The sequence below is a fragment of the Salsipaludibacter albus genome (genome assembly GCF_019798055.1).
In the GTDB taxonomy this organism is placed as follows: domain Bacteria; phylum Actinomycetota; class Nitriliruptoria; order Nitriliruptorales; family Nitriliruptoraceae; genus Salsipaludibacter; species Salsipaludibacter albus.
In genome coordinates, this window is sequence record NZ_JAHOPH010000003.1 from 194846 (window position 1) to 218712 (window position 23867).

Genomic DNA, 23867 nt, shown 5'->3' on the forward strand with positions numbered 1-23867 from the left:
CTCCCGCGAGCCGACGGTCCCCGCCACATCGCGGGCCGCGTCCACGGGCCACGCCGACGATTCGCCGCGTCGCGATCGACCGTAGTCGCCCGGTCCCACGCCTGGCGGTTCCGCGGCCGCCGCGACGACGAACGGACGGGGTGGATTTTGCCCTCCGGGGGTGGAGGGGGTATCGTGGGGTCACTCCCGCTCAGGCGGGGGTTTCGCCACGCCTTCGACCAGACCTCACGGTCCTTCGATGCTGCATGGCGAACCAGACCAGCCACACCCACGAGTTGTACGGAGGAAGCGTGGCCAAGGAAGAGGCCATCCAGGTCGAGGGCACCGTCACCGAGGCGTTGCCCAACACGACCTTCCGCGTGGAGCTCGACAACGGGCACGAGGTGCTCGCCCACATCTCCGGCAAGATGCGTCAGCACTACATCCGCATCCTGCCGGCCGACAAGGTCGTCGTGGAGCTGTCGCCCTACGACCTGACCCGCGGGCGGATCACCTACCGCTACAAGTGACCCACTGACCCGGTCGTCGCCACCCTGCGACGATCGGTCTTCCACACAACCCCATACACGACGTCGTCGACGCACACCTGCTGCGACGACATCGGCCGGTTCCCGGCGTACCACCCTTCCTGCTGGTCTCGACCAGCTCGGTGGACTCGCCGCCCTGGAACCCCGGAGGCCGGGAGGGAACGCCCCGCCGCCGCCAACCACCACCTTCGGTGGTTGGGCCCGCCGAGGAGAGGAACGACGGTGAAGGTCCATCCTTCCGCCAAGAAGATGTGCGACAAGTGCAAGATCATCAAGCGCAAGGGACGTGTGCGCGTGATCTGCGAGAACCCGCGCCACAAGCAGCGCCAGGGCTGACGAGCTCGGCCCGTACACGTGGCCGGAAAGGACATCGATCATGGCACGCATCGCTGGCGTCGACATCCCCCGCGACAAGCGGGTGGAGGTGGCGCTCACCTACATCTACGGCATCGGCCGCACCAGGTCCGTCCAGACCCTGGAAGCGACCGAGGTCGACCCCAACACGCGCGTTCGCGACCTCGACGACGAGTCGATCGTGAAGTTGCGGCAGTTCATCGAGAGCAACTGGAACGTCGAGGGTGACCTTCGACGCGAGATCGCCGACAACATCAAGCGCAAGATCGAGATCGGGTCGTACCAGGGCATCCGCCACCGTCTCGGCCTGCCGGTCCGCGGTCAGCGGACCCACACCAACGCCCGGACCCGCAAGGGCCCCAAGAAGTCCGTTGGTGGTATCCGCAAGCCCGTTCGCAAGGCCTGAGAGGACCCGTCATGGCACAGCAGAAGAAGCGCGCACGCAAGAAGGAGCGCAAGAACGTGCTCCACGCGGTCTGTCACCTCAAGGCCACGTTCAACAACACGACCATCACCTTCGCCGACCAGTCCGGCAACGTGATCGCCTGGTCCACGGGCGGCCACGCCGGCTTCAAGGGGTCGCGCAAGTCCACGCCGTTCGCCGCGCAGGTGGCCGCCGAGCAGGCGACCAAGGCCGCGATCGACAACGGCGTCCGCAAGGTCGACGTCGTCGCCAAGGGCCCGGGTGCCGGTCGCGAGACCGCCATCCGCACCATGGCCGCCATGGGGATCGAGGTGCTGTCCATCAAGGACGTCACCCCCGTGCCCCACAACGGCTGCCGTCCGCCCAAGCGCCGCCGCGGCTGAGGAGTACAGACAATGGCTCGCTACACCGGTCCTGCCACCAAGAAGTCGCGTCGTCTCGGCGTCGACCTCAAGGGCAACGACAAGAACTTCGACAAGCGCCCCTTCCCGCCCGGGGAGCACGGCCGCGGTCGCATCCGGGAGTCGGAGTACCTGCTCCAGCTCCGCGAGAAGCAGAAGGCGCGGTACTTCTACGGCGTCCTCGAGAAGCAGTTCCGCCGCTACTACGAGGAGGCGTCGCGCCGCGACGGCCTCACCGGCATCAACCTGCTGATCCTGCTCGAGACCCGGCTGGACAACGTCGTCTACCGCGGCGGGTTCGCCCGCACGCGTCGTGAGGCCCGCCAGCTGGTGTCCCACAAGCACGTGTCGGTCAACGGCAAGACGGTCAACGTGCCGTCCTACTCCGTGTCGCCGGGCGACGTCGTCGAGATCCGTGAGCGCGCCCGCAACTCGGCCGCGATCCTCGGTTCCCTCGAGCTGTACGGCCGCTGGGAGATGCCGGGTTGGCTCGAGTCCGACCCGTCCACCTACCAGGTCAAGGTCCTGTCCATGCCGGAGCGCGACATGATCGACGCGCCGGTCCAGGAACAGATGATCGTCGAGCTCTACTCGAAGTGATGCCACGACCCGGGCCCGTCTGCGTGACGGGCCGGGCGTCCGACCGGCTCGCTGCCCGGTGACGCAGCGACCCATCCCCGGGGGCACCCGCCACCCGGGACCGTCCCACGACCCGGGCTTCGCGGGACGGTGATGGACCGGGACGTGCCCCCACGTCGGGAGCACGACCGGTCGAAGAACGTGCGCGCCGATGGCCCCGGGAACGAGGGCGGCACGTGGCGACGGGACCCAAGAACGCCAGTCGTCGCCGAACACACCTGCAACGGAGAAACCATGTCCGACTTCGGCTTCTACGAAGAAGACGGCGCGATCAGCCTGGCGACCGGCCAGGGCGGCTCGCCGTTCATCGCCTACCGGCCACGCCTCGACGAGGAGATCGTGGACGAGGGCATCCGCTCGCGCTTCACGATCGAGCCCCTCGAGCCCGGCTTCGGCTACACGCTCGGCAACTCGCTGCGTCGGACGCTGCTGAGCTCGATCCCCGGCGCCGCCGTCACGCGGCTGCGGTTCACCTCCGCGGAGGCGGCCGGCCCCGAGGGCGGGTCCGTGCTCCACGAGTACGCCGCGATCGAGGGGGTCAAGGAGGATGTCATCGACATCATCCTCAACATCAAGGACCTCGTGGTCCGGTCGGATTCCGACGAGCCGGTCGAGATCTTCCTCGGTGGTGACGGGCCCGGTGTCCTGACCGCCGAGAACATCTTCGCCCCCAGCCAGGTCGAGGTCGTCAACGAAGACCTCCACATCGCGACGCTCAATCCCCAGGGCCACCTCGAGATGTACCTGACCGTCGAGCGCGGCCGTGGCTACACCACCGCCGACCAGAACAAGCGGGAGAACGACCCGATCGGGGTCATCCCGGTCGACTCGATCTTCTCGCCGGTGCGTCGCGTCGCCTACCGCGTCGAGGCCACCCGCGTCGAGCAGATGACCAACTACGACCGCCTGGTCCTCAACGTCGAGACCGACGGCTCGGTCACCCCGGCCCAGGCGCTGTCCTCGGCCGGCGAGACCCTGACCTCGCTGTTCGAGCAGTTCAAGGACTTCGAGGCCGGCGGTCCCGGCGGGATCGTCGTGTCCCCCGAGGAGCTGTTCGAGTCGCCGTTCGACGAGATCGACGCCACCCCGGTCGAGGACCTCGACCTGTCGGTGCGCTCCTACAACTGCCTCAAGCGCGAGGGCATCGCCACCGTCGGCGAGCTGCGCCAGCTCACCGAGGACCAGCTGCTCGAGATCCGCAACTTCGGCGCCAAGAGCGTCGAAGAGGTCACCGAGAAGCTGGACGAGCTGGGCGTCTCCCTGGCCGAGTGAGTCCGTGGCGGACGGCGAACGTCCGCCACGCTCGTCACCCCACGAACTGACAACGAGGAACCATCATGCCGACCCCCAAGCGCGGTGCCCGACTGGCCGGTGGCCCTGCCCAGCAGAAGTCCCTGCTGCGCAACCAGGCCAAGGACCTGTTCCGCCACGGGCGGATCACCACCACCCACGCCAAGGCCAAGGCGCTGCGGCCCTACGCCGAGCGCCTGATCACCAAGGCCCGCACCGGTGACCTGCACAAGCGTCGCCAGGTGCTGTCCGAGCTGCACGACCGCGACGTCGTCGCGCACCTGTTCGACGAGGTCGCGCCGCGGTTCGCCGACCGTCCGGGTGGCTACACCCGGATCGTCAAGCTCGGCCCCCGTGCCGGTGACAACGCCCCCATGGCGCTGATCGAGCTGGTCGACCGGGGCGACGGCACCGGCGACGAGTCGATCGAGACGTCGAAGGCGAACCGGTCGCGTGGCCTGTTCGGCCGCCGGCGCAAGAACGTCAACGCCGACGTCGTCGACTCCTCCGACGAGTGAACGCCTGACTCGCTGCGCACGTCGTCTGCCCTCGTACCTCGGGCAGATTGCACTACTCGCTGGCGCTCGTACTGCCTTGGCGGGCGGGCAAGGTCGCGGGCTCGCCGCTCCGATCGTTCTCACGCGTCACCCTGAAGGTGTCACCGCCGGGGTGGTCGATCTGCTGAGGAGGTGGCGGCATGACGGTGCGGGTGCGGATCGACCTCGCGTATGACGGGACCGGGTTCCACGGGTTCGCCCGCCAACCCGGCCTCCCCACCGTGCAGGGCACCCTCGAGGGTGCCCTGTCGCGTGTCTGTGGCCTGGTCCACGGACGCCCGGACGATCCGGCCGTGCCACTGGTCAGCGACCGGATCGCCACGACGTGTGCCGGCCGGACCGATGCCGGCGTGCACGCGCTCGGCCAGGTCGTCCACGTCGACCTCGACCCGTCGTGGAGCCCGGCCACCGCGAGGTCGGTGGCGTTCGCGACCGAGGATCCCGACGTCCTGGTACGGCGGCTGGACGACCTGGTCGGTCACCCCATCACGATCTGGTCCGTCGCGGTCGTCGACGGCGGGTTCGACGCCCGCTTCACGGCCACCGAGCGACGCTATCGCTACGTGCTGACCGACCGCCCGGCGGTCGACCCACGGGGCCGCCACCTGCGCTGGGACCTCGGCGAGCCACTCGACGTTCCGGCGATGCACGAGGCGATCCAGCACCTCCGGGGCGAGCACGACTTCGCGTCACTGTGCCGCCGGTCCGAGGGGCGTCACACGTTGCGGCGCATCGACGCCGCCGCGGTCACCCGGGGGCCGTCCGGTGGCGTCGTGGAACCCGCGCCGGGCTCGTGGGCCGCCGGGCTCGACGACGCGGTCCACGTGACCCTGCGTGGTCCCGCGTTCTGCCACCAGCAGGTCCGCTCGACCACCGGGTGCCTGGTCGAGGTTGGAACCGGTCGGCGTCCGCCGACGTGGGTGGCAGAGGTGCTGGCGGCGCGGGACCGGTCCGTGGCCGCACGGGTCGCGCCGCCCGACGGTCTGACCCTGGAATCCGTGGCCTACCCCGACCCCTGGCCCGACTCCCCACCGGACGCCGACCCCCACCCCGTGGCGTTCGGTGCCGACTGAGGGGGGTGCGAACGCCACCGGTCGCGGTGCCGTCGAGCGCCGTGGCGTTCGGTGCCGGCTGTGCCGGTCGCGAACGCCGTCGGTCGAGCCCGCAGGGCATGTGGTGGCGTTCGGAGCCGGGTGGCTCGGTTGCGAACGCGGTCGGTCGTCGTGCCGGCGGGGCTGGTGGTGTTGGGTGCCGGCTGATTCGGCTGCCAACGCCAGCGTTGGCGGCGCTGCCGAGCGGGCGTCGTCTGGGCGCGTGGGAGTTGCTCGCTGCGCTCGCAACTGCACGGCTGGCCGGGGTCAGGAACCTGCTCGTCCGAGTCGCCAATAGCCCATGAAGGCGCGCCCTTCGGGCGCGTGGGAGTTGCTCGCTGCGCTCGCAACTCCACGGCTGGCCGGGGTCAGGGACCTGTTTTCCCGAGTCGCCAGTAGCCCATGAAGGCGACGGTTCGGGGGTCGAGGCAACGGTCGCGGACGAGGTGACGGCGGAGGGTGGTGACGATGCCGGCCTCGCCAGCGAGCCAGGCGTACAACGCAGCATGGTCGACGAGGGGCTCGCCGGCCGCGTCCACGGGCACGTCCCACAGGAGTTGGTCGTCGAGGTCGACCCGGGTGCGGGCCTCGTGCGGCGACGTCGCCTCCGCACCGGACGTCGCAAGCAGCTCCGAGACCGCGGCGCCCACCGCGGGGACCAGCAGTGCACCGTGGAGATCGCCGTCGCGTGGCAGCCACGTGACGGTGACGCCGGGGGGTGCGACCAGGTCGAGTCGATCGGCGGTGACGGGGACCTCGAGCAGCGCGACCCCACGGGTGTCGTCCGGCACGCCTTCGAGGATCGCCGCGATCGCGGGCACGGCAGTCTCGTCACCGGCGAGCAGGAGGGCGTCGTGCTGGGGCGGTGGGCGGAACTCCGCGCCACCGTGGGGGCCCGGGTGTGCCGCGTTCGGGCCGACCAGCACCAGCGGGCTGCCGGGGCGTGCAGCCTCTATCCAGCGTCCGGCCGGTCCGGAGTCACCGTGCGCGACGACGTCGACGTCCACCATGCCTGGGCGAACCCGTCGCACCGTGTAGGTCCGCAGGGGATTGCGGCGCCGGTCGGGCATCTCCCGCCGGCTCGCCAGCCAGTCGGGACCACGGTCGAGGTGGCGGAATCCACCGTCGGGCGCGGGCAGGACGAGCTTGCAGCGCGTGTCGAAGCCGTTGTCGGCGAAGTCGTGGAGGTCGGGACCGGCGAACGTCAGTCGCCGGAAGGTCGGCGACAGGTGGACGATGCGTGCCACCTCCACGTCGAACAGGCGCCACGCTGGCGGGGTCGCTGCCGCGCTCATGGACGTGCCCCCCGCTGGCGCCACAGCAGCCACACGAAGTAGGGAGCGCCGAGCACGGCCGTGACCAACCCGGCCGGCAGCTGGACGGGCGCGAGTGCCCACCGGCCCACCGTGTCGGCGGTCGCCACCAGCAACGCCCCGAGCAGCCCGGACACGACGATGCTGCGTGCATGGGACGCCCCCACCAGCGCGCGAGCGGCGTGCGGCGCGACCAGGCCCACGAACCCGACGACCCCGACCGCCGACACCGACGACGCGGTCAGGACGGCGGCAGCTGCCAGCAGGACCAGCCGGATCCTCCCCACCTCGACGCCCAGGACGCGTGGCGACGTCTCGTCCAGCGCGAGGAGGTCCAGCTCGCGGTGGTGCAGCCAGGCCATCGGCACGACCACGGTCAGGGCGAGGGCCACCGGCACGAGGTCGACCAGCGATCGTCCGTACGTGGAACCGGCCAACCAGGTCAGGGCGATGGTCGCGTCCCACGGGGCCACGGCCTGGATGACGATCGTGGTGAGCGCACCGGCGCCCGCCCAGGTCGCGACCCCGACGAGCACCATCCGATCGGTGGCCAGTCCACCACGCGACGAGAGTCGGTACACCGCCCCGAAGGTCGCCAGCGCCGCCGCCGTCGCGGCGGCGGAGACCAGCCAGACCGGCGCACCGGGGACGAACAGCACGGCGCAGACCGCCCCGAACCCGGCTCCCGCGGTGACTCCGAGCAGGCCCGGTTCCGCGAGCGGGTTGCGACAGACCGTCTGGACGGCGTCGCCGGCAACGCCCAGGGCGGCGCCGGCGAGCAGGGCGGCGAGCACCCGCGGGACTCGCTGCCCCAGCACGAAGTCCACCTGGCGTCCGGCCCGGTCGCCGAGCCAGTTGGCGACGTCGCCCAGCAGGACGAGCCGGTCGCCCAGCAGGACGCCGGCGACCAGTGCCGCGACGACCAGGATGACCAGCACTGCGGTCACGACGGTCGCTCGTCGTCGCGTGCGGGGGCGCACGCCGGGGGAGGACGACCCGGATGTCGGCACGGTGTCGCGCATCCGTCGCACCAGCCACACCATGACCATGGCTCCCAGCAGGGTCGTCGCCACCCCGGTGGGGACGTTCAGGGACGCCTGAGCCGGCAGCAGCAGTCGCAGGGCGACGTCGGCCAGCAGCACGACCGCGACCCCGCACAGCGCGGCGAACGGCACCAGGGCGGTGTGCCGGCCCAGGCCGGGGACCCGCCGGGCGAGCAGTCGTGCCACGACCGGGCCGCTCAGCCCGACGAACCCGATCGGGCCTGCCACGGTGACGGCGGCGGCGGCCAGCAGGACGGCGACCAGCACGCCGGCCACCCGGGTGCGTCGGACCGGGACGCCCAGCGACTGGGCGGCGTCGTCGCCGAGGCCGAGCAGGTCGAGTCGACGCCCGAGCGCGGCAGCGCCCACCAGTCCGACGACGACGGGCCAGGCCGCGACCTGCAACGTGGCCGTCCCGGTCAGGGCGATGTTGCCCGCCCCCCAGGCGTACAGCCCGACGGTCTCCTGCTCGAACAGGATCAGCAGGGCCATGGTCACCGCGTGCAGGGCCAGGGTCAGGGCGGAGCCCGCCAGCACCAGGCGTGCCGGTCCGTCCGCCCCGCCACGGGCGAGCACCAGCACGAGCCCGGCGGCCAGCAGGCCACCGACGAAGGCCAGTGCACCTGACAGCACGAACGGAACCGGGATGCCGAGTGCTGCCACGGCCACCACGGCCAGGTAGCCCCCGGCATTGACCGCCAGCGTGTCGGGCGAGGCCAGTGGGTTGCGGGCGATCGCCTGCAGGACCAGTCCGCTCGCACCCAGTGCCCCGCCCACGACCAGTGCGGCCAGGACCCGGGGCAGGCGAGAGGCCACCAGCACGGCGGCCGTGGTGTCGTCGGGTGCGATCGCGAGTCGTGCGATGTCGACCAGCCCGACGTCGGCCGTGCCCAGCCCGAGGTCCACGACGGCGAGCACCCCGACGGCCGTCGCGACCAGCAGGAACGCCGCGACGCTGACGACCCGGCCGGCACCCCCGGACCGTTGGGTCGGGGGTGCGGGCCGGGTCGCGAGGTCGGACATCGACGGCGCCCGCGTCAGCCGGTGACGGCGTCGACGAACGCCTCGACGAAGGCGCCGCCGGACGCCGGGCCGCCGAAGAGCCAGATCCCGTCGGGAATCCGGTGCACGTTCCCCGACTGCACGAACGGCAGGGACTCCCAGACCTGGTTGCCGGCCAGGCCCTCGGTGAAGGGATCCGGGCCGTAGTCGTCGTTGGCGGCGTACAGGAACGCGACGTCGCCGAGCGAGGTGAGGCCCTCCACGTCGGTGGCGGCCAGTCCGTAGTCGGGATCGCCGCCGTCCGTCCAGGCGTCCACCATGCCCAGTTCCTCTCCGATCGCGCCCAGGAAGGACCCCGGTGTGTACATCCGGATGGACACCACGTCGTTGTTGAGGTAGCCGTCGGCCATCGTGAACTCCGCACCGTCCAGGCCGGCGTCCTCGATGGCGCTGGCGCCGTCGGCCAGGGCGGTGTCGAAGTCGGCCAGCAGGGTCTCGGCTGCGGCCTGGGTGCCGGTGGCCGCCGCGAGCGTCTCGACGGTCAGTGCCATGTGGCCGAGCGGGTCGCTGGCGTCGGACCCGCGCAGGGCCAGCACCGGTGCCACGTCCTCGAGCTGGGCGATGACGTTCTCGGGCAGGTCGGTCGTGGTGACGACCAGGTCCGGTTCCAGCGCGGCGACCGCGTCCAGGCTGGGCTCGCCACGCGTGCCCACGTCGGGCGTGTCGGGGTCGATCGGCATGACGGTGTCCCAGGTGTTGTAGCCCTCGACGTCGGCGATCCCGACGGGCTCCACGCCCAGCGCGAGCAGGTTCTCCACGAGGCCCCACTCGAGCGCCACCACGTCGGTGGCCGCGGCGTCGAGCGTGACCTCGCCATCGTCGCCCGTGACGGTCACCGGACCGTCGGCCGTGGCGGGCGTCGTGGACTGGTCTGGTGACGTGCTCGCGGGCGAGGCATCCGCGGAGTCGGTCGTGGACGACGCCTCGGGTTCGGCCGCCTCGGTCGTGCCGCAGGCCACCAGGGCCATGGCCAGCGCGAGGGCGCCGAACGTGCCGGCGGCACGTCGGACGGTGCGGGTCGGGTGCATGGATGCTCCGTTTCGGGATGGGCAGGGCAGGCCACGGCACGGGCGTGCCGGGGTCGGGAGGGTGGAGGAGGGGCAGTCAGCCAGGACCGACCGTCGCGCGGTCGTGTCGTCCCACCGGTCGCAGGTGCAGCCGGCCGGCCGGGTCGTGGTGCACTTCGATCGGGATGCCGTAGACGGCCTCCAGGACGGGGCCCGTCAGCACGTCGCCCGGCGGACCCGCCGCGTGCACGCCCCCGTCGGCCAGCAGGACGACGTCGTCGGCCACGGCGGCTGCCTGGTCGAGGTCGTGGAGGACGACCCCGACGGCAACTCCGTGGTCGTCGGCCAGGTCCCGGACCAGGTCGAGCACCTCGACCTGGTAGCGCAGGTCGAGGTGGTTCGTCGGTTCGTCGAGCAACAGCGTCGCGGTGTCCTGGGCGAGGCACATCGCGAACCAGACCCGTTGGCGCTCTCCGCCCGACAGTTCGTCGACACCCCGGTCGGCCATCGCCGTGGTGCCAGTCAGGTCCATGGCGCGAGCGACGGCTGCGGATCCGTCGGGGTCGCCCCCACGCCATCCGGACCGGTGGGGATGGCGGCCGTACCCGACGACGTCGCGGACGCGCACACCACCCGGGGTCGGTCGCGACTGGCTCAGGAGGGTCACGTGCCGGGCGAAGTCGCGGGCCGACAGCAGGTCGACGTCACCCACGTCGGCCAGGGCGATCGATCCTGCCTGCCGGTGATGCAGTCGTGCCAGCGCCCGCAGCACGGTGGACTTGCCCGAACCGTTCGGGCCCAGCAGCGCGGTGACGCGTCCGGGCACGATCGCGATGTCGACGGCCTCGACCACTGCCAGGTCGTCGTAGGCCAGGCACAGGTCCTGTCCGGTCAGTGCCGGCAGGGCGCGGGGAGCCAGGGTCGAAGTCATGGAGGTAAGGCTAACCTAAGTTGCCACGCGACTGTCAAGTCGACTGTCACGTCGCCTCGGGTTGACCGGCCCTCGGCGCGGTCGCTACCCTTGTCTCGCCGCGGCCCCACCGGGCCGCGTTCACGTGCTCGGAGGGCTCCCCGGCCCAGGCGCCGAGCCCACCTGCCGTCGCCCCGCCCCGCACCACCTCGGGCCCGCGACGCGACGCTTCGGACCACCAGTCCGCTGCACCCGCCCCGTGCGCCGACGAGTCGTGCCGTACCGCCCGAACTCCCGATTCCCACCCCGCAATCGCAAAGGCGTCTCCATGCGGACCTTCAGCCCCAGCGGCAAGGACATCACCCGGGACTGGTTCGTCGTGGACGCCGAGGGCCAGACCCTCGGTCGCCTCGCGACCCGGATCGCCACCGTCCTGCGCGGCAAGCACAAGCCGACGTTCGCGCCACACCTCGACATGGGTGACTACGTCGTCGTCGTGAATGCCGACAAGGTCGAGCTTGCCGGCGAGAAGGCGGCCGACAAGGTCTACCACCGCCACTCCGGGTTCCCGGGTGGCCTCAAGTCGGTGCCCTTCGCCGAGATGCTCGACAAGCAGCCGACCCGGATCCTCGAGACCGCGGTCAACGGCATGCTCCCCAAGAACAAGCTCGGCAAGTCCATGGGCGCCAAGCTCAAGGTCTACGCCGGTCCGGACCACCCCCACCAGGCCCAGCAGCCGCAGCCGCTGCCCGACTGGGTCTGAACCACGCACGCTCCAACCCAGACCGTGACAAAACCGCCTCGGCGGGACAACCCACGGCACGAATGAGGACGAAGACATGTCTTCCACCATCCACGTCGGTCGTCGCAAGTCGGCGGTCGCTCGCGCCAGCATCTCCCGTGGCTCCGGCACGTTCGAACTGAACGGCCGCGAGTTCGAGGACTACTTCACGACCGAGAAGCTGCGCAACCACGTCACCGAGCCGTTCCAGGTCGTCGAGCAGTACGGCCAGTGGGACGTCCGCGCCCGGCTCCACGGCGGCGGGACCACCGGCCAGGCCGGTGCCCTGCGGCTGGCGATCGCCCGCGCCCTGATCGAGATCGACCCCGACCTGCGTCCCCCGCTCAAGGCCGCCGGCCTGCTGACCCGGGACGCCCGCAAGGTCGAGCGCAAGAAGTACGGTCTCAAGAAGGCCCGTCGCGCGCCGCAGTACTCCAAGCGCTGACCAGCCACAACGTGCCGCATCCGGCGTCGTCCACCCACGCGGGGGCGACGCCGGTGCCATGTGGCGGGGTTCGCGGCCGGCACTGAGCGGGCGCGACCCCGGACCCGGCAGGACGAGCCCCGCCCGGCCGGGCGAGATGGACGAGAGGTGGACGGATGGGTCGGATCTTCGGCACCGACGGTGTGCGCGGTCGTGCGAACACCGACATCACGCCGGAGTTCGCCCTGCACCTCGGTCGCCAGGTCGTCCGGGTCCTGCGCGAGGAGTCCTCCGAGCGCCCGACCATCGTCCTGGGCCGCGATCCTCGCTGGTCCTCACCGATGCTCGCCGCCGCACTGTCGGCCGGCATGAACTCGGCGGGTGGTGACGTCGTCGACCTGGGCGTGGTGACCACTCCGGGCGTCGCGCACGCCACCGCCAGCACCGACGCGGCCGCCGGGGCGGTGGTCTCTGCCTCCCACAACCCGATGCCCGACAACGGGATCAAGTTCTTCGGGCGTGACGGGTTCAAGTTGACCGATGGCGAGGAGTCGCGCCTCGAGATGCTGCTGTCACGTCCCGACGGCCGGTCCGGCCGGGACGCGCCACGACCCGTGGGGACCGACCTCGGCACCACCCGGGTCGACACGGCGCTCGTGACCGCCTACCTGGACCACCTCGTGGACCTCGGGACCCCGCTCGACGGGATCACCATGGTCGTCGACTGCGCCAACGGGGCGGCGTCGGCACTCGCGCCCGTCGCCTACGAGCGACTGGGGGCCCGGGTCGTGACGCTCCATGCCGAGCCGGACGGCAGCAACATCAACGACAACTGCGGGTCGACGCACCCGGAGTCCCTGCAGGCCGCGGTCGTCGAGCACGGCGCCGACCTCGGGGTGGCCCACGACGGGGACGCCGACCGGTTGATCGCGGTCGACGCCGATGGCGCCGAGGTGGACGGGGACGTCATCCTGGCGATGCTGGCCGTCGCGGCGCGCGACGCGGGCGACCTGGTCGACGACACCGTCGTCACCACCGTGATGACCAACCTCGGCTTCCGCCGGGCCATGGACGCCCACGGCATCACCGTCGTCGAGACCCGGGTGGGGGACCGCTACGTCCTGGAGGCGCTGCGCGAGCAGGGGGTGACCCTCGGGGGCGAGCAGTCCGGCCACGTCATCGACCTGCGCCACGGCACGACCGGCGACGGGATCCAGACGGCGATCCAGATGATGGGCGTCATGGCCGGGAGCGGGCGGTCCCTGGCCGACCTGGCCACGGTCATGGAGCGGCTGCCACAGGTGCTGGTCAACGTCGAGGGCGTGGACAAGCATCGCCTCGCGGACGCCGCCGCCGTCGAGGACGTCATCGCCGAGGTCGAGCAGGAGCTGGGCGACGCCGGACGGGTGCTGGTCCGCTCGTCGGGCACCGAGCCGATCATCCGCGTGATGGTGGAGGCGCGCACGTCCGCGCAGGCCAGCGGGGCCGCCGACCGGATCGCCGACGTCGTGCGCTCCACCCTCTCCCTGGACGAGGCCGTCTGACGTCCTGACGACGGACTGAACGACCGGGCTCGCTGGTCCGGGGTGGCGGGGCCTGCTGGATAGCCTTCGGTGGAACCGTCCCGGACGCGCTGGTGCGTGTCACGTGGCCCGGCGGAGCCATCGGGTGGGCGGACCCCTCCCCAAGGAGTGCGAGATGTGCGGAATCGTCGGCGTGACCGGTCGTGAGGACGCCCTGGACGTGATCCTGCGTGGCCTCCGACGCCTCGAGTACCGCGGGTACGACTCCGCTGGCGTCGTGCTCGCCGACGGGGGTGCGCCGCTCCAGATCGTCAAGCGTGGGGGCAAGCTCGCCAACCTCGAGGCAGCGCTCGAGGACGAGTCGCTGGTCGGTGCCACCGGGATCGGCCACACCCGCTGGGCCACGCACGGCGCCCCGACCGACCGCAACGCCCACCCGCACTCGGACCCCGACCAGCGCGTGGCCGTGGTGCACAACGGGATCATCGAGAACTGGGAGGAGCTGAAGGCCGGCCTGCCCGACGCCGAGTTCAGTTCCGAGACCGACACCGAGGTCGTTGCCCACCTCGTGGCCGCGGAGGTCGAGGGCGGTGCCACCCTGCCCGACGCGGTGCGTGCCGTGGTGCGTCGGCTGCAGGGCGCGTTCGCCCTGTGTGTCCAGCACGCCGACACGCCCGGGATGATCGTGGTGGCCAAGCGCGAGGCGCCGCTGATCATCGGCCACGCCGACGGGGTCGGCTACTGCGCCTCCGACGTCGCCGCGATGATCACCCACACCCGCGACGTCTCGGCGCTGCTCGACGACCAGGTCGCCGAGCTGACCCCCGAGGGCATGGTCGTCACCGACCTGGACGGCGCCCCGACCCAGGCCCACGACTACCACGTCGACTGGGACCTCGACGCCGCCGAGAAGCAGGGCTACGAGCACTTCATGCTCAAGGAGATCCACGAGCAGCCCCAGGCGATCGCCGACACGCTGCGGGACCGGCTCGGACCGGCCGAGGGCCCGTCCGGCACGCCGCGCCTGCACCTCGACGAGTGCCGGATCGAGGAGGGGGAGTTCGGCCGCATCGACAAGGTGTTCATCGTCGCCTGCGGCACCTCGCTGTACTCGTCGATGGTCGGCAAGCTGGCGATCGAGCACTGGGCCGGCGTGCCGGTCGAGGTCGAGGTCGCCTCGGAGTTCCGCTACCGCGACCCGATCCTGGACCCCCACACGCTGGTCATCGCGGTGTCCCAGTCCGGCGAGACCTCCGACACGATGGCCGCCGCCACCCACGCCCGCGACCAGCGCGCGCCGGTCATGGCGCTGGTCAACGTGGTCGGGTCGACCCTCGCCCGGGAGTCCGACGCGGTCTTCTACACCCACGCCGGGCCCGAGGTCGCGGTCGCCTCGACCAAGGCGTTCACGACCCAGCTGGCTGCCTTCCTGGTGATCGGCCTGTACCTGGGCCAGGCGCGCGGACGGGTGTTCTCGTCGGAGATCGGCGACATCCTGTCGCGCCTGCAGCGCCTGCCCGACCAGGTCCGCCAGGTGCTCGAGCTCGACGACACGATGGCCCGGTTGGCGCAGCAGTACGCGGACGTCCCCTACACCATGTTCATCGGGCGCCACGTCGGGCTGCCGATCGCGATGGAGGGTGCGCTCAAGCTCAAGGAGATCTCCTACCAGCACGCCGAGGCCTTCCCGGCCGGGGAGATGAAGCACGGCCCGATCGCGCTGATCGAGGATGGCTCGTTGGTCGTGGCACTGGCCCAGGCCGGCCACACCTTCGCCAAGATGGTCTCCAACATCCAGGAGGTCCGCGCCCGGGGTGCCTCGGTCCTCGCGATCGGCACGGACGGCCTCGAGGGGGACCTCAAGGCCCACGCCCACGACCTCGTCACCCTGCCCGAGGCCAGCCACGAGCTCGCCTCACCGATCCTGGCCGCGATCCCGCTGCAGCTGTTCGCCTACCACGTCGCGGTGGCCCGCGGCGAGGACATCGACCAGCCCCGCAACCTCGCCAAGACCGTCACGGTGGAGTAGCCGGGAGCGCGCCCGACGGGCGCGCTCCCGGGACGCCTCTGCGTCACATCCCGAGTTGGTCGTGGACGGAGGCGGTGAGGAGGTCCAGGGGCATGCCGCCGCGGACCAGCACGGCGTCGTGGAAGGCGGCGATGTCGAAGTCGGGTCCCAGTGCCTGCTGGGCCTCGGACCGCAGCTGGAAGATGTGGCGCTGGCCCATCTTGTAGGACAGGGCCTGGCCGGCCATCCCGATGTAGCGGTCCACCTCCTGCTCGATCACCGCGCGGGGTATGGGGGTCCACCGCACCATCCAGTCGATGGCCTGCTGGCGTGACCAGCCCTTGGCGTGCAGCCCGGTGTCGACCACCAGCCGTCCTGCCCGCCACGCGTCGGCGCTGAGCATCCCGAGCCGGTCCAGGTCCGACGAGTACAGCCCCATCTCGTCCGCGAGTCGCTCGGTGTACAGGCCCCAGCCCTCGGCGTGGGCGGTGTGGCTGCCGTACCGGCGGAACGTGGGGACGTCGGTCAGCTCCTGGGCCAGGGTCCGGTCGAAGTGGTGGCCCGGGATGGCCTCGTGGAACGCGATCCCCTCGTAGAGGTAGCGACCGCGCTCGTCGGCCTCGTGCGTGTTGATGAAGTAGGTGCCGGGCCGCGAGCCGTCCTCGGCCGGGGGGAAGTAGTACGCCGGCGGCATCGCGGGAGCCAGCGACGCCGGGACCGGCTTCACCTGGCACGGTGCCTGCGGACGCGCGGCGAACCAGCCGTCGATCGCGGCCCAGGCCCGCTCGATGACCTCCTCGGCATGCGCGACCATCGCGTCGCCGTCGGCGTAGCGCAGGTCCTCGTCGGTGCGCAGACGTTCGAACAGCGTGGGGAGGTCGCCGACGCCCAGCGCGGAACGACCGATCTCGTCCCACTCGCGGGGCAGTTCCTCCTCGGCGTCGATCCGGCCGATCTGGTGGACTTCCTCGGGGTCGACGTCGAGGCTGGTGTGCATCCGGGCCAGCGTCGCGTAGCGCTCGTCGCCACCGGGCTGGTGCATCAGGCCGACGTGCTCGTCGTCGCGGGCCACCGGAAGGACCTCGTCGCGCACGAACTGGAGGTGGGCGGCGTAGGCCGGTCGGACCACCTCGTCGACGAGGGTGCGCATCCGGTCGCGCCAGTCGTCCGCCACCTCGTCGGGCACGGTGATGGCCACGAACGGGTCGTCGTCGAGGTCGCTGGCGAGGTAGGCCTCGACCTGGCCGACAACGCGCTCCACACAGATCGCGGCCGGGGTCAGCCCACGCCCCATCCTGTCGCGGTTGCGGGCGGCGACCTCGTCGAACAGCCGTGGCACCTGGCGGTGGCGTTCCAGCAGGGCGTCGGCCTGCTCGGCGGTCGCCGCGCCGGTCTGTGACGCTGCCTGCACCAGGCCGGTGTGGACGCCCAGGAACGGGTCGATCGCGCCGGTCTGGATCTCGAGGTCGAGGTGGGCGATCCCCTCGTCGGCCTCGTGGACCAGCAGGTCACGGGTCAGCCGGTCCGACGGGTCGTCCAGGTCGAGTGCCCGGGCCGCCGACGCCGTCGCGACCAGGTCGTCGCGCTGCTGCTGCAGCGAGTCGGGGTCCAGCCGGGGCAGCCGGTCGTCGAACCGGTGGTCGCCCAACAGGGTGGCCGTGGTGGGCGACGTGGCCATCGCCCGGTCCCAGTACTCCTCGGCCAGCCGGTCCAGCCGCGTGGCGTCGTCCATCTGATGTCTGCTCCAGGTCGTGTGGGCGTCCACGATACGGGGACCATCGGGCCGGGACGACTCCGGCCCCGGGCGTGGAGCCCGGGGCCGGAGGTGGTGCTCAGGTGCGTGCGGTCACGGGCGGGTGTCGCCCGGGCGCACGGTGCAGGTCGCCGTGGTCGTCACGCCCGGGTCGCTCTCGGACGTCACCTCCAGCGTGACCGTGGTGCGCGGGGCGTCCTGCGGGTCGCGGATGACCCGGACCGGGACGTCGACGGTGTCGCCGTTGTCGACGCCGACCAGCTCGTGGGGCAGCCAGGCCTCCCAGCCGTCGGTCGCCTCGGCGGAGAGGCGGTAGACGTCGCCGTCCACCTCGTCCGCGACGTCCTCGGGCTGGGTGCCGCTCACGTCCACCGCCTCACCCGTGTTGGTCACGGGGAAGCTGCAGGTCGTGGCGAAGCCCGGCAGGATGCCACCCTCGGCAGCGCCTGCTGCGGCCTCGACCCCGCGGGTGTGGGGACCCGAGCCGTCCAGCGAACGGACCGCCACCGTGTAGTGCAGGACGCCCTCGTCGTCGCGACGGGTGTCCAGCACGTACAGGTGCAGGCGGTTGTCCTCGTCGACGTACTCGTCCTGGCTGCCCGAGTCGGTGCCGGCCTTGAACAGGCCGTCGGCCAACTGGCGGTAGTCGCCCAGCGACACCATGGCGGGGGTCCCGTCGGGGCGCAGGAAGTCGACCAGCTCGATGTCCTCGGGGTTGGCGTCGATCACCCAGATGAAGGGTGCCCGGTCGCGGTCCTTGGTCTTGGCCATGAGCACGCCGGAGTCCGGCGTGAACGAGTCCGAGCCCATCCGGTCGACGACCTCGAGGGTGTAGTTGTCGAAGGAGCCACGGTCGCAGCGCCAGTCGTCGTTCAGGCTGCAGCTGGGACTGAGGTCGCCACCGAAGCCGTCGGCACGAAGGTCGACGTTGAGGCCCTTGAGCCCGCTGCGACCGAACTCGTCGCCCAGCGGGACCTCGCGGGCGGTGACCTCGGCGATGACCAGGCCGGAGTCGGCCAGTCCGTCACGGGTGACGCGCAGGACCTCCTCCTCGTCGACCATCTCCAGCTCGATCTTGTTGCGGAGCATGTGGTGCGAGCCCATCGAGCCACCCTCGGTGGCGGGCACGACCCAGCGGCGGTGGGGACCACCGGGGCCGTTGAAGCTGCCCCGTGACAGCATCTCCCAGATGCCGGAGTACGACCGGCTGAGGGTGGTGGCGTACGGGTTGTTGTAGTTGTCGCCGATGCCCAGCAGGTGGCTCAGCTCGTGGGCGTAGACGCCCGCGCCGGAGCTCTCGGCCTGCGTGGACGAGCCACCGCCGGCGTTGGGCCAGTGGTTGGACCCGGCGAGCCACGACGTCCACGGCACGTAGCGGGTCACGACCCAGTTGGGCAGCGAGACGTCCGGGGGGCCGAACTCGTCGGTCACGTCCTCCGGCGTCTGGAACATCATCTCGCCGAACTCCTGCCAGGTGCCCGACTCGTCGTGTCCGGCGGTCATGTAGAACACCAGGTCGAAGCTGTCGGCCAGGTCCTCGCCGACCTCGTCCTCCCACAGTCCGCCGAGGTCACCACGGATCGACTTGTTGCACGAGTCACCCGCCGGGCAGCCCGCGCCGTTCTGGCCGGTGCCGACCAGGCCGTACTCGTGCAGCTTGCCGGGCAACCGGTAGCCGCCGAAGGCGGTCAGCTCGACGCCGTAGCGCCCGGCCGAGTCCTCCATCCAGTACTCGTGCAGCGTGTGGCCGTTGTTGAGGTCGTTGGGCGTGTTGAGCAGGTCCTCGTAGAACTGGGCCACGTCCTCGGGCGCGACGTTCTCCGCGACGGGCTGCGGGTTGCCGAACGGGTGGGTGCCGGCGGCCTGGGTGATCAGGAACGGCTGGTCGGAGAAGTCCCCCATCACCAGCGCGATGTTGAAGTCGCGCTCGCTACCGCGACGGGACGGGTCGGCCCAGTCGATGCCCGGGACGGCGGTGTAGTCGTCCCAGGTCATGTCATCGGGGTTCTCCCAGTCCTGGGGATCGACCGGGTCGACGATGTCGTCGAGGGTCGGTGGTGCGGCCACGGCAGGCACGGAAAGCAGGGCGGTCAGGACGAGTGCGCCGGTCGTGGCGAGCACGGCCCGGAATCGGGTACGGGGGGGTGGATGCATCGGGGGGCTCCCTGGTCGGGGGGTGGGAATGCAGGTACCGAGGAACCTAGATCGCCCATACGGGCTCGAACAGGGTGGCGTCCACCCGTGCCCCGCGGCTCGGGCACGGGTGAAGGGTCCCGATCCACGCCAAAAGCCCACCAACCCGCGATTGGTGGCCCGTGTGGGACATGCGGCGTGACGTGGGGCTTCGACCGTGTGTCGACGGACTTCGGGGGACCGGCCCGACAAATCGTGCGGCCCGCGCGCTCGTGCCGTCATGTGCCGGTCGATCCGCGGCCAGCCGAACGTCGGTGCCGGGCGCCTGATGTGCGGCTCGCGCCCGGCCCGCCCCCGTCGTTGGCCTGTCGGGCCGGTTGGTCGGGGCTGGGCGCCTAGGGTCCGACGCAGTGTCGTCCTGGACCCGAATGGGCGGTTGGTCCTGCGAGGCCCGGGCGTCGGACAGGGAACGGGGGATCCGATGGCAGCAATGGGTGGTCACGATGCAGCCGAGGCCGATCGGGAGGTCGACGCCCGCCACGCGGCGATCCTGGTCGTGGGACGGGACGACCACACGCGCCGGGTCGTGGGTCGGGAGGTCCGAAATCGCTACTCGGCGGACTACGACGTGCGCGTGGTGGACGGTCCCGAAGCCGGCGAACGCGAGATCGACGCATGGGAGGCCACGGGCCGGCCGGTGGCGCTCGTCGTGTGCGCCTTCACGGCTGCGGACGAGGATGCGCTGGAGTTCCTGTCACGCGTGCGGTCCCGCCACCCTGCCGCCAAGCGCGGCGTGGTGGTCAGGTGGGGGAACTGGGAGCGCCGGGCCGCGATGTTCGCGGCATTGGAGGCCGGGGACATCGACCTGTACCTCGTGCGGCCCGACAGCCCACCCGACGAGGAGTTCCACGGGATCATCTGCCAGGCCCTCGAGGAGTGGGCGATCGGGCGTGGTGGGGGCCGGGAGGCCGTGCGGCTCGTCGGCGAGCAGTCGGCGCGGGTCCAGGAGCTGCGGGACACCTTCGGCCAGAACCACATCCCGGTCGGCTTCGTCGACGTCACGTCGCCGGCCGGGGCCGGCGCGCTGGCCTCGCTGGGGTTGGACGATCCGGCGCTGCCCGTCGTGGTCCTGGAGTTCACCGACCCTCCCACGGTGCTGCAGGACCCCACCAACCTCGAGATCTCTGACGCGTTCGGGATCACCGATCCCCTGCCCGAGGGCGTCCACGTCGACGTCGCCATCGTCGGGGCCGGACCGGCGGGGCTGGCTGCTGCCGTGTACGCGGCCTCGGAGGGGCTCGACACGCTGGTGATCGAGCAACTGGCGATCGGGGGGCAGGCCGGCACGACCAGCAAGATCCGCAACTATCCCGGCTTCCTGCAGGGCGTGAGCGGAGACAAGCTGGCGTTCACCGCCTTCCAGCAGGCGTGGTCGTTCGGTGCACGGTTCCACTTCATGCGGGCCGCGACGTCGCTGGCGGTCGACGGCTCCGACGTCCTGCTCGGCCTGTCCGACGGCAGCGTGGTCCGGGCGTCCTGCGTCGTGGTCGCCACGGGGGTCAGCTACCGCCGACTGGGGGTGCCGTCGCTGGATCGTCTCCAGGGCCGCGGCGTCAGCTACGGCGCCGGGACCTGGGCCGCGCCGTCCATGGCCGGCAAGCGCGCCTGGGTCGTCGGCGGCGGCAACTCCGCCGGCCAGGCGGTGGCCCACCTGGCCAAGTTCGCTGCACACGTGACCCTGCTGGTCCGTGGGTCGGGCCTGGCCGAGAGCATGTCCGAGTACCTCGTCAACCTGATCGCGGCGACCGACAACGCGGACGTGCGGTACCGGACCGAGGCGGTGGCTGGCCTCGGCGACGATCGGCTCGAGGGCCTGGTGCTGCGTCATCGCGACACCGGCGACGAGGAGCAGGTCCCCGCGGACGGCCTGTTCGTGCTGATCGGTTCCCAGCCCCACACCGACTGGCTCGGCGACGTCGTGGAGCGGGACGAGTGGGGCGCCGTCAAGGTCGGCGCCGCCGTCGGGGACTTCCCGCTGGACCGACGACCCATGGTCTTCGAGACCAACCTGCCCGGCGTCTTCGCCGTGGGGGACGTCCGCGCCGGCTCGGTCAAGCGGGTGGCCTCGGCGGTCGGCGCCGGAGCCATGGCCATCCAGCAGGTCCACGCCAGGCTCGAGGAGGTGCCGCGTGCCGGCCACCCGGGATGACGCGTCGTCGTCCGAGGGCTCCCGGCAGGCTCCGACCGGCGGATCCGACGAGGCAGTCGGACGGCCCCTCCTGCCCTCCATGCGGATCCTGCTCCTGGTCGCCGCCGTGCTCGTCTTCCTCGCCGGGATCCAGCTGTTCGTCTTCTCCGAGCGGACCGACCGGTACTTCGCGTGGACGATCGAGCCGTCGTTGACCGCGGCGTTCCTCGGCGCGTCCTACTGGGCCAGTGCAGCCTTCGAGCTCAGTGCCGGTCGTCGACGGCAGTGGCACCGCGCGAGGATCGCCGTGCCGACGGTGTTCGTGTTCACGAGCCTGACCCTGGTCGTCACGCTGGTCCACCTCGACCGCTTCCACCTCGACGCTGAGCTCGAGCTGGCCACGCGGGCGGTCACCTGGGCGTGGATCGTGGTCTACGCGGTCGTGCCGGTGCTGATGGTCGTCGTGTGGTGGCGCCAGGCTCGGGTGCCGGGTGGGGACCCGCCGCGGGTGGCGCCCCTCGGCCGAGGACTTCGCGCCCTGGTCGTCGTCCAGGCCGCCGTCCTGGCCGGCACGGGCATGCCGCTGCTGGTCGCCCCCACGTGGGCGTTGCCCGCCTGGCCGTGGGAGCTCACGCCGTTGACGGCCCGGGCCATCGGCGCCTGGCTGACGAGCCTCGCCGTCGCAGCCCTCCACGCCCTGGTGGAGGACGATCTCGATCGTCTCCGGCCGGCGGGCTGGGCGTGGACCGTGTTCGCCCTGCTCCAGGCCGTCGCCCTGCTGCGGTATCCGACGACGCCTGACTGGAACCGACCGTCGTCGTGGACCTACCTGGTGTTCCTGCTGAGCGCGCTCGTCGTCGGCGCGGCCGCCCTGCGTGGAAGCAGGGCCGGGGGAGTTCGGCCCGGCGCGTCGTGAGCCCGTGGCGCCGCCGACCAGTGGTGGCCAGGGGGCAGGCGACCCGGCGGCCCGCCTACCGTGCCGGACAGCCGACGAATGGGCGGGCGTGACCACCACCGACGTGCGACCGATCGACGAGTCCGCTGGCGCCCTGCCGCTCGTGGGAGCCGCCGAGGCGGCGGCCGGTGACGAGGCCGCGGTGGCCGCCGGGGCGACCTGGGCCGGCCTGATGGACCGAGCGGCGCGTGCCCTCGCCGACGGCGTGCTGGCCGCGGCTGGCCACGGCTACGGGCTGCGGGTGGTGGTCGTGGTCGGGAAGGGCAACAACGGGGGCGACGGCTGGGCCGCTGCGCCCCGCCTGGCCAGGCGGGGCGCCCACGTGACCGTGCTGTCCCTGGCCGATCTCGACGCCGGCCTGTCGCAGGAGGCCACCGCCCACCGCGATGCCTGGCTCGCCGCTGGCGGGCGGGTCGTGGTGCTGCCCGACGATCCCTGGTCGGTCCTGACGGGGGCCGACGTGGTCGTCGACTGCCTGCTCGGGACGGGCGCCACCGGCGCGCCCCGCGGCGCCTTCGCCGACGTGGTGGTGGCGATCGGCGACGTCCGGTCGGCCGAGGACGTGACGGTGGTGGCCTGCGACGTGCCGACCGGGGTCGATGCCGACACCGGCGTGGTGCACGACCCGGCCGTGACCGCCGACGTCACCGTCACGATGGGGATGCACAAGCGTGGGCTGGTCCTGGCGCCGGGTTGCTGGCGGGCCGGCACCGTCGTCGTCGGCGACCTCGGCCCGCACTGGGACGCCCACCCCGACTGGCACGCCCTAACGGCCGCCGGGGCCGCCCCCTCGCCCCTTGCGCCGGACGCCGACAAGGTCGCGCACGGGCGCGTCCTGGTGGTGGCAGGCAGCGTCGGCACGGCCGGCGCGGCGATCCTGTGCACGCGGGCCGCCCTGGGGGCCGGTGGGGGACTGGTCACCCTGGCCACCCCGGCCCACATCCAGCGGGTCGTGGCCCCGGTCGTCCCCGCGGCCATGACCCGGCGCCTGCCCCACTCCGGTGAGCACGTCGCCGCCGGTGCGGTCGACGACCTCGAGGACGTGGACGCCTACGACGCGGTCGTGGTCGGTCCCGGCCTCGGCCCGGTCGACGGGACGCGGGCCGTCGTCGAGCACGTCCTGGCCCGTGCCCGGCGCGTGGTGCTGGACGCCGACGCGATCAACGTGTTCCGCGACGACCCCGCCGCGCTGGCCGACCACGACGGCGAGCTGGTCCTGACACCGCACCAGCGCGAGCTCGCACGCATCGGGGGAGGAGAGGACGGCCCCGACGCGTGGGTGCGGCGGGTCGAGCGCGTTCCCGAACTCGCGGCACGCTACGACGCGACCATCGTGGCCAAGGGACCGGGGACCCTGGTCGTCGCACCCGACGGGCGGGCCTGGGTGACCCCGTTGGGCGGGCCGGAGCTGGGGACGGGTGGCAGCGGCGACGTCCTGGCCGGCCTGCTGGGGACGGCCGTCGCGCCCCCGACCATCGCCGACG

General features: G+C 71.9%; 21 protein-coding genes. 15 read left to right on the forward strand and 6 right to left on the reverse strand.

From position 1 onward, the window contains the following. Positions 1-245: 245 nt before the first annotated feature. The 8 genes from infA to truA all read left to right on the forward strand — a co-directional run bounded on the left by infA (position 246) and on the right by truA (position 5265). On the forward strand, positions 246-509 hold the full coding sequence (gene infA, locus KR546_RS03695; protein ID WP_274387525.1) for a translation initiation factor IF-1: 264 nt from the start codon (positions 246-248) through the stop codon (positions 507-509). A 240-nt stretch (positions 510-749) separates the two neighbouring features. Beyond that, positions 750-863, forward strand: coding sequence for a 50S ribosomal protein L36 (gene rpmJ / locus KR546_RS03700; RefSeq protein WP_238443345.1), 114 nt, complete (start codon positions 750-752; stop codon positions 861-863). A 40-nt stretch (positions 864-903) separates the two neighbouring features. After that, positions 904-1287 carry a 30S ribosomal protein S13 gene (gene rpsM / locus KR546_RS03705; RefSeq protein WP_238443346.1) on the forward strand — a complete coding sequence of 128 codons (384 nt, stop codon included), beginning with the start codon at positions 904-906 and terminating at the stop codon, positions 1285-1287. Between the two features lie 11 nt (positions 1288-1298). Then, the gene (gene rpsK / locus KR546_RS03710; protein WP_238443347.1) at positions 1299-1688 is read left to right on the forward strand and encodes a 30S ribosomal protein S11; all 390 of its coding nucleotides are present in this window, start codon (positions 1299-1301) and stop codon (positions 1686-1688) included. Between the two features lie 12 nt (positions 1689-1700). After that, complete coding sequence (rpsD, locus tag KR546_RS03715; protein ID WP_238443348.1) at positions 1701-2306, forward strand: 30S ribosomal protein S4; 606 nt, start codon at positions 1701-1703, stop codon at positions 2304-2306. 273 nt (positions 2307-2579) lie between these two features. Then, complete coding sequence (locus KR546_RS03720) at positions 2580-3617, forward strand: DNA-directed RNA polymerase subunit alpha (RefSeq protein WP_238443349.1); 1038 nt, start codon at positions 2580-2582, stop codon at positions 3615-3617. Positions 3618-3682: 65 nt separating this feature from the next. Further along, the gene (gene rplQ, locus KR546_RS03725; protein WP_238443350.1) at positions 3683-4153 is read left to right on the forward strand and encodes a 50S ribosomal protein L17; all 471 of its coding nucleotides are present in this window, start codon (positions 3683-3685) and stop codon (positions 4151-4153) included. Between the two features lie 179 nt (positions 4154-4332). Further along, positions 4333-5265 (forward strand): tRNA pseudouridine(38-40) synthase TruA, encoded by a 933-nt coding sequence (gene truA, locus KR546_RS03730; protein WP_238443351.1) that lies wholly within the window; start codon positions 4333-4335, stop codon positions 5263-5265. Between the two features lie 386 nt (positions 5266-5651). On the opposite strand, the gene KR546_RS03735 is transcribed toward truA, so the two are convergent. From KR546_RS03735 to KR546_RS03750, 4 genes are all read right to left on the reverse strand, one after another. Further along, positions 5652-6578: a siderophore-interacting protein gene (locus tag KR546_RS03735; RefSeq protein ID WP_238443352.1), complete on the reverse strand. Its 927-nt coding sequence runs from the start codon at positions 6576-6578 to the stop codon at positions 5652-5654. Next, on the reverse strand, positions 6575-8662 hold the full coding sequence (locus KR546_RS03740) for an iron ABC transporter permease (RefSeq protein WP_238443353.1): 2088 nt from the start codon (positions 8660-8662) through the stop codon (positions 6575-6577). Before KR546_RS03740 ends, KR546_RS03735 begins: the two co-directional genes overlap by 4 nt. 14 nt (positions 8663-8676) lie before the next feature. Continuing rightward, entirely contained in the window at positions 8677-9729 is a 1053-nt protein-coding gene (locus tag KR546_RS03745; protein WP_238443354.1) for an ABC transporter substrate-binding protein, read from the reverse strand. Between the two features lie 76 nt (positions 9730-9805). Continuing rightward, a complete protein-coding gene (locus tag KR546_RS03750) occupies positions 9806-10639 on the reverse strand; it encodes an ABC transporter ATP-binding protein (protein WP_238443355.1) in 834 nt (277 codons plus the stop codon). A 307-nt stretch (positions 10640-10946) separates the two neighbouring features. Between KR546_RS03750 and rplM the strand changes: the two genes are divergently transcribed. From rplM to glmS, 4 genes are all read left to right on the forward strand, one after another. Continuing rightward, entirely contained in the window at positions 10947-11381 is a 435-nt protein-coding gene (gene rplM, locus KR546_RS03755; RefSeq protein WP_238443356.1) for a 50S ribosomal protein L13, read from the forward strand. A gap of 76 nt (positions 11382-11457) precedes the next feature. Next, positions 11458-11844, forward strand: a complete 387-nt coding sequence (gene rpsI, locus KR546_RS03760) for a 30S ribosomal protein S9 (RefSeq protein WP_238443357.1) — start codon at positions 11458-11460, stop codon at positions 11842-11844. A 155-nt stretch (positions 11845-11999) separates the two neighbouring features. Next, the gene (glmM, locus tag KR546_RS03765; protein ID WP_238443358.1) at positions 12000-13367 is read left to right on the forward strand and encodes a phosphoglucosamine mutase; all 1368 of its coding nucleotides are present in this window, start codon (positions 12000-12002) and stop codon (positions 13365-13367) included. A 154-nt stretch (positions 13368-13521) separates the two neighbouring features. After that, positions 13522-15375, forward strand: a complete 1854-nt coding sequence (glmS, locus tag KR546_RS03770; protein ID WP_238443359.1) for a glutamine--fructose-6-phosphate transaminase (isomerizing) — start codon at positions 13522-13524, stop codon at positions 15373-15375. Between the two features lie 43 nt (positions 15376-15418). Here the strand turns inward: glmS and KR546_RS03775 are convergent, their stop codons facing one another. Both KR546_RS03775 and KR546_RS03780 read right to left on the reverse strand, forming a co-directional pair. Continuing rightward, entirely contained in the window at positions 15419-17086 is a 1668-nt protein-coding gene (locus KR546_RS03775; protein WP_238443360.1) for a DUF885 domain-containing protein, read from the reverse strand. 114 nt (positions 17087-17200) lie between these two features. Further along, the gene (locus KR546_RS03780; protein WP_238443361.1) at positions 17201-19261 is read right to left on the reverse strand and encodes a M6 family metalloprotease domain-containing protein; all 2061 of its coding nucleotides are present in this window, start codon (positions 19259-19261) and stop codon (positions 17201-17203) included. Between the two features lie 460 nt (positions 19262-19721). On the opposite strand from KR546_RS03780, the gene KR546_RS03785 reads away from it, so the two are divergent. From KR546_RS03785 to KR546_RS03795, 3 genes are all read left to right on the forward strand, one after another. Next, positions 19722-21449, forward strand: coding sequence for an NAD(P)/FAD-dependent oxidoreductase (locus KR546_RS03785; RefSeq protein WP_238443362.1), 1728 nt, complete (start codon positions 19722-19724; stop codon positions 21447-21449). Next, complete coding sequence (locus tag KR546_RS03790; RefSeq protein WP_238443363.1) at positions 21430-22344, forward strand: hypothetical protein; 915 nt, start codon at positions 21430-21432, stop codon at positions 22342-22344. The genes KR546_RS03785 and KR546_RS03790 overlap by 20 nt, the downstream gene beginning before the upstream one ends. Positions 22345-22432: 88 nt before the next feature. After that, positions 22433-23867: NAD(P)H-hydrate dehydratase (locus tag KR546_RS03795; RefSeq protein WP_238443364.1), on the forward strand; the 1435-nt coding region annotated here is incomplete at its 3' end.